Below are 13,005 nucleotides of genomic sequence, written 5' to 3'. Positions count from 1 at the left end.
GGGGCCAGCTTCCAGGTCTCCAGCATGAACGGCGTGTTCCACGGCGTGATCAGCCCGGCCACGCCGACCGGCTTGCGCACGACGTAGTTGAGCTGGGCCGAGCCGACGCGGTAGACGTCCTCGCCCAGGCTGCTGATGACGTCGGCGAAGAACCGGAAGTTGTGCGCCGCCCGCCGGGCCTGGCCCCTGGCCTGGGTGATGGGCAGGCCGGTGTCGCCGCACTCCAGCTCGGCGATGCGCTCGTCGCGCGCCTCGATGGCCGCCGCGATGCCGCGCAGCACCGCCGCCCGCTCCTCGCCCGGCATCCGCGGCCACGGGCCGTCGGTGAACGCCGTGAGCGCGGCGCGCACGGCGAGGTCGACGTCCTCGGCGTCCCCGGAGGCGACGGTCAGCGCGGGGCGGTTGGTCGCGGGTTCCAGCGAGGTGAACGTCTGGCCGGACACGCTGGGCACGTGGGCCCCGCCGATGTAGTGCTCCAGGTTCAACGGGCGATCTCCTTGCACTGGGACGGCGGCCCCCCGGCCACGGGTGCGATCGATCCCCTGTCGGACGTGCGGCCGGACCGCCCTCTCATGGCACTCCTCCTCCGCCCCGCCACGATGATTGCCCAGGTGGAAGGCCCAGCGGAGGGCCCCTCGCAACCCCGTCAAATCGTATAGGACATCGTCGATGATACATGGGGAACCTATGGACAGAAATATCTGATGTCGTACATGATTTGTCCATCGGGGCTGGACGCACGGCGCTTCGAGGAGGATGCGTATGCGATGTCCACGACGCCTGGTGTGGTGGGCCGCGATCGCCCTGGTGGTCTCCGCCTGCGGGACCGGCCAGGACGGCGGCGCCGCCAGAACGGCCTGCGGCACGGGGAAGCCCGCCACCGGGACCCCGATCACCGTCGGCGCGATCGTCACCGCGAGCGGCGGCATCGACTTCAGCTCGGCCACCAAGGCGGCCAAGGCGTACTTCGACTGCGTCAACGCCGGCGGCGGCATCGGCGGCCGTCCGGTCGAGTACCTGGTCGAGGACGACGGCCTCAACCCGCAGAAGGCCTCGGCCCTGGCCACCAAGCTGGCCGGCAACCGCGACCTGGTCGCCCTGGTCGGCGGCTCCAGCTTCGTCGCCTGCGGCGTCTCCGGCCCGATCTGGGAGCAGAACGGGCTGTTCGACGTGCTCGCGGTCGGCGTGCCGCGGGCGTGCTTCGAGTCGCCGCGCATCGCCCCGGTCAACGCCGGCCCCAGGGTCAGCGCCGTGGCCGCCGCCCAGTACGCCGTCGAGGTCAAGGGCGCCAGACGGGTCGCCCAGATCAGCAACCGGGTGCCCGGCGTCGGCGACTGGACCCAGGACGGCGTGCGCGCCTACCTCAGGACCAAGGGCCTGACCTCGGCCGGCGACGTGCTGCACGACCCCGGCGTCAAGGACGCCACCGCCGTGCTCCTCGAAGCCATGCGGGGCCACCCGGACGCGATCATCCTCCAGGACCCCGCCCCCGACGACGCCGCCATCCTCAAGGCCGCCCAGGCGCAGGGCCTCAAGGACAAGGTCACCTTCGTCTGCCTGACGCCCTGCTACGACACCACCTTCCCCGGCCAGGTCGGCGGCTACTGGGAGGGCTTCGTGTCCAACTCCGAGTTCACCATGCTCGACGCCGGCACCCCCGACAACAAGCTCTGGCGCCGCGTCATGGACGAGTACGCCGACGACAAGGCCCCCCGCGACTCCTTCTCCCAGGGCGGCTTCCTGGCCGCCAAGATCTTCGTCGACACCCTGACCAGGACCGGCGGGACGATCGACCGCGCCTCGGTGAGCCGGGCCCTGTCGCAGGTCAAGGGCTTCCGCAGCGACCTGCTCTGCGCCCCCTGGTACTTCGGCCGCGCCGCCCGCCACAACGCCAACCACGACACCCGCTTCGTCACGATGAAGGGCGGCGGCTGGTCGAAGATCAAGGACTGCACGCCGACCCAGGACCCCGACCTCGCGCCGCTGCTGCGGGAGGAGAAGCAGTTGGGGCTGACCGGCTGATGCTGCCGTTCGTCATCAGCGGGCTCGCCCTCGGCGCCGTCTACGCGCTGTCGGGCGTGGGCATCGTCGTGCTCTACCGCGCCACGGGCGTGCTCAACCTGGCCTACGGCGCGCTCGGCGCGATCGGCGCGCTGCTGTCCTGGCAGCTCCTGCAGGACGGCTGGCCGGTCGTGCCCGCGCTGGCGGCCGCGCCGCTGCTGGCGGCGCTGCTGTCCGGCCTGTACGGCGGCCTGGTCAGCCCGCTCGTCGCCGCCCGCGACCCGCTGGTCAAGGCGGTGTGCACGCTCGGTCTCGCGCTCGTGCTGCTCGGCCTGTGCTACTGGACGTGGAGCGACGACCCGCGCACGCTCACCCTGCCGACCGACACGGCCGGGTTCGACGTGGGCGGCGCGCGGGTCACCCTCACCCAGGCGCTCGCCCTGGCCCTGGCCGTGGCGCTGACCGCCGGGACCGCCGTGCTGCTGCGCCGGACCGGCTTCGGCACCGCCATGCGCGCGCTGGCCGACGACCGCGAGATCAGCGCGCTGCTCGGCGTGCCCATCCGGCGGGTCGAGACCGTCACCTGGGCCGCGGGCGGCGCGGTGGCCGGGCTGACCGGGCTGGTGCTCGGCTCGCTGACCCGGCTGGAGGCCGGCACCCTGACCTTCCTGGTGATCGCCTCGCTGGCGGCGGGCGTGGTCGGCCGCTTCAGCTCGCTGCCGGTCACGCTGGCGGCCGGGCTGGCGATCGGGCTGGCCGAGGCCCTGGGCGGGGCGTGGGAGCAGACCGCGCCGTACCGGTCGGTCGCGCCGTTCGCGGTGGCCGTCGCGGCGATCCTGTGGCTGCAGCGCACAGGGGCGCGGGCCAGGCGCGGCGGCACCGTCGAGGTGCGCCCGGCCGAGCCCGCGCCGCCGTCGCGGACCCGGCCGCTGCCGCCCGGCGACGCCCGCTCGGTGCTGCGCGTGGTGCTCGGGCTGGCCGCCGGGGCCGCGGCGCTGGCGGTGCTCGTGCCCCTGGCCGTGGACGGCTACTGGGTGCGGGTGCTCACCTCCGCGGTCATCTTCGTCATCCCCGCCGCGGGCATCGCCCTGCTGTACGCCCGGCTCGGGCTGGTCTCGCTCGGCCAGGTGGCGCTGCTCGGCGTCGGCGGCTGGGTGGCGCTGCGGCTGGCGTTCGCCACCGGATGGCCGTTCCCGCTGGTCGTGCTGGCGGCCGGGGCGATCACCTGCGTGGTCGGCATCGTGTACGGGCTGCCCGCGCTGCGCCTGTCCGGCGTGGACCTGGCCCTGGTGACGCTCATGGCCGGCGGGGCGTTCCAGGTCGCGTTCTCGGCGACCGGGTTCCCCGACGGCGGGCCCGGGTTCCTCGGCCGGGTGGCGGGCAGCGGGACGCAGCAGGCCATGCCGCGGCCCTCGATGGCCTCCTCCGACGCCGGGTTCTTCCGGCTCGCCGTCCTGTGCGCGGTGCTCGCGCTCGTCCTGGTCGTGCTGCACCAGCGCGGGCGGCCGGGCCGGGCGTGGGCGGCGATCAGGGGCGGCGAGGCCGGCGCGCTGGCCGTCGGCGTGGCCCTGACCAGGTACAAGGTGTGGGCGTTCGCGCTGGCGGCGTTCGTCACCGGGACCGCAGGGGCGCTGCTGGCGGCCAACACAGGGCGGCTGGACCCGATCTCGTTCCGGGCCTCGGACTCGGTGCTGCTGTTCGCCGTCGTCCTGGTCGGCGGCGCGTACGGGCTGACCGGCGTGGTGCTGTCCGGCGTGGTCGGCCAGGTCGTGCCCGCCGCCCTCGACGCCGCCGGGCTCGACGGCAACCTCATGCTCGTCGTCTTCGGCGCGGGCACCGTGCACGCCCTGGTCACCGCGCCGCGCGGCATCGGCGGGCAGCTAGAGGACCTGCGGCGGCCCGCATGAGGCTGGAGATCGAGGACCTGCGGGTGCGCTTCGGCGGCGTGCGCCCGCTGGACGGCGTCACCCTGACCTTCGACTCCGGCCTGTGCGGGCTCATCGGGCCCAACGGCGCGGGCAAGACCACCCTGTTCGACGTGCTGTCCGGCTTCGTCCGGCCGGTCTCCGGGCGGGTCACGGCCGGCGGCGCCGACCTGCTGGCGCTCGCGCCGCACCGGCGGGCCAGGTGGGGGCTGCGCCGCACGTTCCAGCAGGAGCAGGTGGTCGCCGAGCTGAGCGTCGCCGGCAACCTGCGCCTGGCCGCCGACCACCTGGGCGGCCCGGACGAGGGCCTGCTCGCGTTCTGCGGCCTGAGCGACCCCGGACGCCCGGCGGGCGAGCTGACGCTGCCGGAACGGCGGCGGCTCGAACTGGCCCGCGCCCTGGTCGGCACGCCCAGGATCGTGCTGCTCGACGAGCCGGCCGCCGGGCTGTCGGAGGCGGAGTCGCGCTCGCTGGCCGAGGTGGTGGCGGCCGTGCCGGACCGGTTCGGGGCGCTCGTCGTGCTCATCGAGCACGACGTGGCCCTGGTCGGCGAGGTCTGCGCCACCACGGCCGTGCTGGACTTCGGCCGGCTGGTCGCCGCCGGCCCGACCGCCGCGGTGCTGGCCGACGAGCGGGTGCGCGCCGCCTACCTGGGGGAGGCGCCGTGAGCCTGGAGGTGCGCGACCTGCGCGTGCGCAGAGGCGGGCGCGAGGTGCTGCACGACGTGACGCTCGACGTGCCGCCCGGCCAGATCACCGCGCTGCTCGGCGCGAACGGCGCGGGCAAGAGCACGCTCGTGCTCGCCGTGGCCGGGCTGCTGCCGGTCGAGGCGGGCGCGGTCACCGCCGACGGCGACGAGCTGACCGGGCTGCGCCCCGAACGCGTCCGGGCGCTGGGCGTGGCCGCCGTGCCCGAGGGCCACCGGGTGCTGCGCTCGCTGAGCGTGGCCGACAACCTGCGCGTGGCCGGGCCCGACCCGGGACCGGCCCTGGCCGCCTTCCCCGAGCTGGCCGGGCTGCGCGACCGGCGGGCCGGCACGCTGTCCGGCGGCCAGCAGCAGATGCTCGCCCTGGCCCAGGCCGTCACCGGCGGGCCGCGCTACCTGCTGGTGGACGAGCTGTCCTTCGGCCTGGCCCCCGCCGTGGTGTCCAGGCTCGTCCCCGCCCTGGCCGCGCTCGCGGAGGCCGGGGCCGGGGTGCTGCTCATCGAGCAGTACACCCGGCTCGCCCTGGAGCTGGCCACCCGCGTGCACGTGCTGGACCGGGGCCGGGTCGTGCTGCGCGGCACGCCGGACGAGCTGCGCGGCCGGCTGCGGTCGGCTTATCTGGGAGCGGGCGATGGAGACCTTTGACGTCGTCGTGGTCGGCGCGGGCTCGGCGGGCGCCGCGGTGGCCCGCCGGCTGGCCGACGACGAGGCGCTGCGCGTGCTGTTGCTGGAGGCGGGCGGCCCCGACGTCAACCCCGACATCCACGACCCCGGCGGGGTGTTCCGGCTGTGGGGCGGCCCCGAGGACTACGACTACCGGGTGGCGCCGCAGCGGCGGCTGGGCGGGCGGCGTCCGCACTGGCCGCGCGGGAAGGTGCTGGGCGGCTCGTCCTCGCTCAACGGCATGATCTTCGTCAGGGGCGCGCCGGCCGACTACGACGCCTGGGGGCCCGGCTGGTCGTACCCCGAGGTGTTGCCGTACTTCAAGCGGCTGGAGGACTTCGACCGCGGGCCCGGCGACCACCACGGCGTCGGCGGGCCGGTACGGGTGATCGCCGACTACGCGCCGCACCCGGTCAACGCGGCGATCGTGGCGGCCGCCGTGGAGCAGGGCCTGCCGTTCAACCCCGACTGCAACGGCGAGCGTCCCGACGGCGCTGGGTTCTGCCAGCTCACGATCCGGCACGGCCGCCGGCACAGCACGGCCGACGCCTACCTGCGCCCGCGCTGCGACCGGCCGGTCCTGGAGATCCGCACCGGGGCCCGCGCCCGCCGGCTGCTCCTGCGCGGGCGGCGGTGCGTGGGCGTGGAGTACCGCCAGAACGGCCGCCTGCACCAGGTCGGGGCCGCCGCCCAGGTCGTGGTCAGCGCCGGGACCGTCGAGTCGCCGCGCCTGCTCCTGCTGAGCGGTCTCGGCGACGCGGCCGAGCTGCGCCGGCACGGCATCAAGGCGGTGGAGGACCTGCCCGGCGTCGGGCGCAACCTGCACGACCACGCGCTCGTCCCGGTGATCGTGGCAGCCCGCCGGCCCGTGCCGCCCGCGATGCCCGGCCTGCAGCCGATGCACAGCCAGCTCTTCTGGCGCAGCCGCCCCGGCCTGCCCGGCCCCGACGTGCAGCCGCTGTTCTTCCACATCCCCCTGTACGACGAGGGCATGACCGGCCCGCCGGACGCCTTCACCCTCATGGCCGGGATCGTCCGGCCGGAGAGCAGGGGCCACCTGGCGCTGACCTCGGCCGACCCCGACGCCCCGCTGCACATCGACCCCGCCTACCTGGAGGCGGCCGCCGACCGCGCGTGCATGCGCGCGGCCGTCGAGCTGTGCCGGGAGCTGGCCCACGCCGCCGCCCTGCGGGAATGGGCGGGCGCGGAGCTCTACCCCGGCGACCGTGAACTGTCCGAGCACATAGAGAGGACCTTGGTGACCTACCACCATCAGGTCGGGACCTGCGCCATGGGAACCGTCGTGGACCAGCGGCTCAGAGTCCACGGCATCGACGGGCTGCGCGTCGCCGACGCCTCGGTGATGCCCGCCGTCACGTCAGGGAACACGAACGCGCCCGCCATCATGATCGGCGAGCGGTGCGCGGACATGGTGCGAGAGGAGATCGGCTCATGACCGGCCTGTACATCGGCGGCGCCTGGGGCCCGGCCGCGGACGGCGCGACGTTCGCCACGCTGGACCCGGCCGAGGCCACCGTCATCACCGAGTGCGCCGAGGCGGGCCCCGCCGACGTGGACCGCGCGGTGGCGGCGGCCAGGGCCGCGCTGGACGACCCGGCCTGGGCCGAGCTGCCCGCCGCCGCCCGCGCGAGGCTGCTGTGGAAGGTGGCCGACCTGGTGGAGGAGCACGCCGACGAGCTGGCCGAGCTGGAGACCAGGGACAACGGCCAGCCGCTGGCGGTGGCGCGGAACGTGACCGTCCCCGGCACCGCCGAACATTTCCGATATTTCGCAGGATGGTGTACGAAAATCGAGGGCTCGGTGTTGCCCGTCTCGTACCCCGACACCCTGCACTACACCCGGCGCGAGCCGGTCGGCGTGTGCGCGCTCATCACCCCGTGGAACTTCCCGCTGATGATCGCCGCCTGGAAGCTCGCCCCCGCCCTGGCCTGCGGGAACACGGTGATCGTCAAGCCCGCCGAGCAGACCCCGCTGACCACGGTCCGGCTGGTGGAGCTGATGGCGCTGGCCGGCTTCCCGCCCGGCGTGGTGAACCTGCTGACCGGCGGCCCGGAGACCGGCGCGGCGCTGGCCGGGCACGCGGGCGTGGACAAGATCTCCTTCACCGGCTCGACGTCGGTCGGCCGCTCGCTCGTGCACGCCAGCGCGGACAACCTCAAGCGCCTGACGCTGGAGCTCGGCGGCAAGACCCCGAGCATCATCGCGGCCGACGCCGACATCGACGCCGCGGTGGCGGGCAACGTCCAGGGCGCGCTGTTCAACAGCGGCCAGGTCTGCGCCGCGTACTCGCGCTTCTACGTCGACCGCAAGCGCGTCGACGAGTTCACCTCGAAGATGGCCGCCGCGGCCGACGCGCTCAGGGTCGGACCGGGCCTCGACCCGGCCACCGACCTCGGCCCGCTGATCAGCGAGGACCACCTGATGGCCGTGGACGCCCACGTCCGCAGCGCGCTGTACGATGGCGCGCAACTCGTCACCGGCGGCAGGCGCGCCGAGGGCCCCGGCTTCTTCTACCGCCCGACCGTGTTCGCCGAGGTGACCGACGCCATGGCCGTGGCCCGCGAGGAGGTGTTCGGGCCCGTCATCCCGGTGCTGGCCTACGACGACCCCGACGAGATCGCCGGCCGCGCCAACGGACTGGAGTACGGCCTGGCCGCCTCCATCTGGACCAACGACCTGTCGACCGCTCACCGCCTGGCCGCCCGGATCCGGGCGGGAGCCGTGTTCATCAACATGATCCATGTGCCCGACGCCGCCACCACGTGGGGGGGCTACAAGGCCAGCGGGTGGGGGAGGGAGATGGGCCCGTACGCCATCGACGCCTACACCGAGGTCAAGGGCGTCTGGACGCACCTGGGGAGGGTGTGATGGGAGAGCTCGTCCTGGCAGCCAAGATCACGCATGTGCCGTCGATCTGGCTGTCGATCCAGCCGGGCAGGCACTTCGGCATCCGCCGGCCCGCCGAGCTGGCTCTCACCGAGGTCGGCAGGCGGGCGCGGGAGCTGGGGGTGGACACGTACCTGATCGCCGACACCCACTGGATGAACAGCATCGGCTTCCACCTCAACGGCAAGGAGCGCCACCGCGACTCCTACGCCAGCCACGAGCTGCCGCACTTCATCCACGACCTGGACTACGACTACCCGGGCGACCCCGAGCTGGCCGAGCTGATCCGCGCCGAGATCGCCGCCGGCGGGCAGAAGGCGCTCGTGCACACCTACCGCGACCTGGGCCTGGAGTACGCGACGCTGGTCCCGATGCACTTCATGAACGAGGACTCCGCCGTGCGGGTGTTGCCGATCGGCTGCAACGTCTACTCCTCGATCGACGAGAACCGGCGCATCGGCGAGGCGCTGCTGCGCGGCATCCGGCAGAGCGACCGCCGGGTCGCCTTCCTGGCCAGCGGCTCGCTCTCGCACGCCTTCCCCTCCAACGAGACCGCCGAGTCGCTGCTCAACGAGGTCAGCAGCCCGCTCAACCGGAAGATCGACATGGCCGTGCTGGACATGTGGGCCGAAGGGCGCATCGGCGAGTTCCTGGACATGTTGCCCGACTACAACGTGCGCTGCGCGGGGGAGGGAGCGATGGCGGACACGGCGATGTTGTTCGGGCTGCTGGGGTGGCGGTCGTACAAGGGGCGGGGGGAGCAGTTGTGCCCGTACTTCGGCTCGACCGGAACCGGGCAGGTGGTCGTGGACTTCCCCGTGCCCGCGTACGATAAGATCTGAAATCATATGTGAAATAGGACAGACGGAGGTTCTGGATGGCGGGGCTGATCTCCCGGTGGCCCGGCTCCCGCTCCTCCGGCGCCCCGTGCGGACGGGCCGTCCGCGCGGGGGACCGGGCGCCGCGCGTGCTCGTGGTCGGGCAAGATGAGGGGATGACAGCGGGCGTCCAGCGTATCGTCGAGGTGACTCCGGGGGCGGAGCCGGTGAGGGCTCCGGGCGGTCGCGTCGAAGCGCCGGCGGGCGCGGGCTTCCGCGACGCCATCATGAAGGTCCTGCAGAGGTGATGGTGAGCAGCACGAGAAAACCGGCCCAGGCCAAGCGGCCCAAGGGCTCCAAGGCCGAGATCAGCTACGACCTGCTGCGGGCCCGCATCCTCGACGGCACGTACGGCCCCGGCTACCGGCTGGTCATGGACCAGCTCGCCCGGGAGACCGGCGTCAGCACGATCCCGCTGCGCGAGGCCGTGCGCAGGCTGCAGTCCGACGGGCTGGTCGAGGTCGTCCGCAACATCGGCGCCCGGGTCGCCGTCTTCGACTCGGTGCAGGTCGAGCACACCCTCAACGTGCTGGCCCGGCTGGAGGGCTACGCCACGGCCATCTGCGCGCCGCACATGGACGCGGCCAAGATCCAGGAGTCGCGGGAGATCAACGAGCGGATGAAGGAGGCGCTGGAGGAGTTCGACCCCACCTCCTTCACCGCGCTCAACCGCGAGTTCCACTTCTCGCTCTACCGCCACTGCCCCGACGAGCACCTCAACGCCCTGCTGGAGTCGGAGTGGGCGCGGCTCGACCACATGCGCCGCTCCAGCTTCACGTACGTGCCGGGGCGGGCGCGCAGGTCGGTGGAGGAGCACGATCACCTGCTGAGCCTGATCGAGGGCGCCGCCGAGGCCGAGGTGATCGAGCAGGCGGCCCGCAACCACAAGATCGCCACCGCCGACGCCCTGCACACCGCCCAGGTCTCCCGGCAACACTGACCTCCCGGCAGAGCTCGACGTCCTGCGGCAAGGCTCAGGGCTCAGGGCTCAGGGGGCAGGGGTTCAGGGCGGCGCTTCGGGGCAGGGCTTCGGTGTGGGTCAGGGGTTCACGGTGGGTCGGGGCTTCCAGGGTGGGTCAGGGCTTCAGGGTGGGGCCTCGGGTCAGGGTTGCAGGGTGAAGAGGGTCCATTCCTCGCCCTGGGCCAGCCCCGCCAGCTCGCGGCCGCACTCCCGCAGCGCCTGCGGGCCCGAGGTGATGTGCTGGGCCCCGGCGTGCGCGTCCCGGAACAGGCGCTGGAGCAGGCCGTCGCGCAGCGCCGTCGTGCCGCCCGAGGCGTAGGCGAACCCGGCCGCCTCGGTGAGCGTCGAGGTGGCGTGGTTGAGCGCGAGCCGCACCATCGTCTCCTGGCGGGTGGACAGCGTGCCGCCCGCGTCCAGGGTGCGTTCGGCGTCCTCCCACGTCTCGCGGACCAGGGCGCGCGCCGCCCGCAGGGACGCCTCGGCGCGGGCGAAGCCGGTGTGGAAGGCGTCGCTGACGGCGAGCTGACCCGGACGTCCGGCGCGGGCCGCGACGTGCCGGCCCAGCTCGTCCAGCAGGCGGCGGCCCAGGCCGAGCGCCCAGCCGGAGTGGGCGATCAGCGCCTGGTCCAGCAGGCCCAGCCGGTAGATCGCGCCGCCGCGCAGCGGCTCCCGCTGCGCGAACAGGTGCGTGCGCGACTCCGGCACGAAGACGCCGTCGATGGCGTAGTCGAGGCTGCCGGTTGCGCGCAGGCCCAGGACGTCCCAGTTGCCGAGGAGTTCGGCGTCCTCGACCGGGGTGATGAAGATGCGCTCCTCGCCGGTGCCCTCGACGACGCCGAGGCTGTGCACGTACCGGGCGTGCGGCATGGCTGAGGCGAAGCTCCAGCGGCCGGTCAGCCGGAAGCCGCCGTCCTCGCGCACGGCGGTGCCCGGCCGGGTGCCCTGGCCGGCGAACAGCGGCGTGCGGGAGCCGCAGAAGATGTGCTCGACGGCGTCGTCGCCCAGGTAGGCGCCCGCCGTGCCGTTCTCCAGGGTGGTGGCCATGACCACCCAGCCGGTCGAGGCGTCGGCGTAGGTCAGCTCCTCGAAGAGGGCGAGCAGCTCCGACGGCGACAACTCCGAGCCGCCCAGCGGGGCGGGCAGCCAGACGCCGAACAGCCCGGCCTCGTGCAGGGCGGCCACGACGGGCTCGGTCAGCCTGCCCAGCGCCTCGGCCTCGGCCGCCTCGCTCTCGATCAGCGGGCGCAGGTCGCGGGCGCGGTCCAGGTGGGTGGGGCCGGCTGAGTGCAGGCGCGGCTTGTCGCTCATGTCGCGGTGCTCCTGTTCGTGATCGTCGGCGGTCCTTCCTCCGTCAGATCACGTCCCCGCCCGGTTGTCCACCCTCCGCCGGAGATCCCGGCCCGCACCCGGAAAAGACGCTGGCTTTGCATGAACATGCGTTGCAATGCATAATCTTCTTCTATGTCCAAGGTTCTCACCTCCCTGCCCACCGGCGAGCGGGTCGGCATCGCCTTCTCCGGCGGTCTCGACACCTCGGTGGCCGTCGCGTGGATGCGCGACAAGGGCGCCGTCCCGTGCACCTACACCGCCGACATCGGCCAGTACGACGAGCCCGACATCGCCTCGGTGCCCAGCCGCGCGCTGGCCTACGGGGCCGAGCTCGCGCGCCTGGTCGACTGCCGCGCCGCGCTGGTCGAGGAGGGCCTGGCCGCGCTCACCTGCGGCGCGTTCCACATCCGCTCGGGCGGCCGGGCCTACTTCAACACCACGCCGCTCGGCCGCGCCGTCACCGGGACCCTGCTGGTGCGGGCCATGCTTGAGGACGAGGTGCAGATCTGGGGCGACGGCTCCACGTTCAAGGGCAACGACATCGAGCGGTTCTACCGCTACGGCCTGCTGGCCAACCCCCACCTGCGCATCTACAAGCCCTGGCTCGACGCGGACTTCGTCTCCGAGCTCGGCGGCCGCAAGGAGATGTCGGAGTGGCTGCTCGCCCACGGGCTGCCCTACCGCGACAGCACCGAGAAGGCGTACTCGACCGACGCCAACATCTGGGGCGCCACCCACGAGGCCAAGACCCTCGAACACCTCGACACCGGCATCGAGACCGTCGAGCCGATCATGGGCGTGCGCTTCTGGGACCCCGAGGTCGAGGTCCTCCCCGAGGACGTCACCATCGGCTTCGACCAGGGCCGCCCGGTCACGATCAACGGCAAGGAGTTCGGCTCCCCGGTCGACCTGGTCATGGAGGCCAACGCGATCGGCGGCCGGCACGGCCTGGGCATGTCCGACCAGATCGAGAACCGCATCATCGAGGCCAAGAGCCGCGGCATCTACGAGGCCCCCGGCATGGCGCTGCTGCACGCCGCCTACGAGCGCCTGGTCAACGCCATCCACAACGAGGACACCCTGGCCACGTACCACAACGAGGGCCGGCGGCTCGGCCGGCTCATGTACGAGGGCCGCTGGCTCGACCCGCAGGCGCTCATGCTGCGCGAGTCGCTGCAGCGCTGGGTCGGCACGGCGGTCACCGGCGAGGTCACCCTGAGGCTGCGCCGCGGCGAGGACTACTCGATCCTCGACACCACCGGCCCGGCCTTCAGCTACCACCCCGACAAGCTGTCGATGGAGCGCACCGAGGACTCCGCGTTCGGCCCGGTCGACCGCATCGGCCAGCTCACCATGCGCAACCTGGACATCGCCGACTCGCGCGCCAAGCTGGAGCAGTACGCCACGCTCGGCATGGTCGGCACCACCCACCCGGCGCTCATCGGCGCCGCCCAGGCGGCCTCGACCGGCCTCATCGGCGCGATGCCGCAGGGCGGCGCGGAGGCCATCGCCTCCCGCGGCGAGGTCTCCGAGGACGACGAGCTGCTCCGTCTCGCCGGGCCAGAACGGCGACCGCGCGGAGGTGGGGATCGCGGTGAGGTACCAGACGACGTACGGGAGGAGCACGAGGACGAC

General features: G+C 73.4%; 11 protein-coding genes. 9 read left to right on the top strand and 2 right to left on the bottom strand.

From position 1 onward, the window contains the following. Positions 1-485: aldehyde dehydrogenase family protein (locus ACWEJ6_RS52910; RefSeq protein WP_452433272.1), on the bottom strand; the 485-nt coding region annotated here is incomplete at its 3' end. Between the two features lie 277 nt (positions 486-762). On the opposite strand from ACWEJ6_RS52910, the gene ACWEJ6_RS52905 reads away from it, so the two are divergent. From ACWEJ6_RS52905 to ACWEJ6_RS52870, 8 genes are all read left to right on the top strand, one after another. Next, positions 763-2,022, top strand: coding sequence for an ABC transporter substrate-binding protein (locus ACWEJ6_RS52905; RefSeq protein WP_452433271.1), 1,260 nt, complete (start codon positions 763-765; stop codon positions 2,020-2,022). Then, entirely contained in the window at positions 2,022-3,908 is a 1,887-nt protein-coding gene (locus tag ACWEJ6_RS52900) for an ABC transporter permease (protein ID WP_452433269.1), read from the top strand. Before ACWEJ6_RS52905 ends, ACWEJ6_RS52900 begins: the two co-directional genes overlap by 1 nt. Next, entirely contained in the window at positions 3,905-4,594 is a 690-nt protein-coding gene (locus tag ACWEJ6_RS52895) for an ABC transporter ATP-binding protein (RefSeq protein WP_452433267.1), read from the top strand. The genes ACWEJ6_RS52900 and ACWEJ6_RS52895 overlap by 4 nt, the downstream gene beginning before the upstream one ends. After that, positions 4,591-5,277: an ABC transporter ATP-binding protein gene (locus ACWEJ6_RS52890; RefSeq protein ID WP_452433265.1), complete on the top strand. Its 687-nt coding sequence runs from the start codon at positions 4,591-4,593 to the stop codon at positions 5,275-5,277. The genes ACWEJ6_RS52895 and ACWEJ6_RS52890 overlap by 4 nt, the downstream gene beginning before the upstream one ends. Then, positions 5,264-6,751 carry a GMC family oxidoreductase gene (locus tag ACWEJ6_RS52885; protein ID WP_452433263.1) on the top strand — a complete coding sequence of 496 codons (1,488 nt, stop codon included), beginning with the start codon at positions 5,264-5,266 and terminating at the stop codon, positions 6,749-6,751. The genes ACWEJ6_RS52890 and ACWEJ6_RS52885 overlap by 14 nt, the downstream gene beginning before the upstream one ends. Beyond that, a complete protein-coding gene (locus ACWEJ6_RS52880) occupies positions 6,748-8,184 on the top strand; it encodes an aldehyde dehydrogenase family protein (RefSeq protein ID WP_452433262.1) in 1,437 nt (478 codons plus the stop codon). The genes ACWEJ6_RS52885 and ACWEJ6_RS52880 overlap by 4 nt, the downstream gene beginning before the upstream one ends. Continuing rightward, complete coding sequence (hpaD, locus tag ACWEJ6_RS52875) at positions 8,184-9,044, top strand: 3,4-dihydroxyphenylacetate 2,3-dioxygenase (protein WP_352351281.1); 861 nt, start codon at positions 8,184-8,186, stop codon at positions 9,042-9,044. The genes ACWEJ6_RS52880 and hpaD overlap by 1 nt, the downstream gene beginning before the upstream one ends. Before the next feature lie 283 nt (positions 9,045-9,327). Next, positions 9,328-10,020: a GntR family transcriptional regulator gene (locus tag ACWEJ6_RS52870; RefSeq protein ID WP_352351279.1), complete on the top strand. Its 693-nt coding sequence runs from the start codon at positions 9,328-9,330 to the stop codon at positions 10,018-10,020. Positions 10,021-10,182: 162 nt separating this feature from the next. Here ACWEJ6_RS52870 and ACWEJ6_RS52865 read toward each other — a convergent pair whose 3' ends face one another. Further along, entirely contained in the window at positions 10,183-11,349 is a 1,167-nt protein-coding gene (locus tag ACWEJ6_RS52865; RefSeq protein ID WP_452433260.1) for an acyl-CoA dehydrogenase family protein, read from the bottom strand. 153 nt (positions 11,350-11,502) lie between these two features. Here ACWEJ6_RS52865 and argG point away from each other — a divergent pair. Next, positions 11,503-13,005: argininosuccinate synthase (gene argG / locus ACWEJ6_RS52860; RefSeq protein WP_452433259.1), on the top strand; the 1,503-nt coding region annotated here is incomplete at its 3' end.

It is taken from the genome of Nonomuraea sp. NPDC004702, assembly GCF_053601695.1.
The sequence above is the reverse complement of the archived record's forward strand: the minus strand, read 5'-3'. Positions and strand labels throughout refer to the sequence as shown.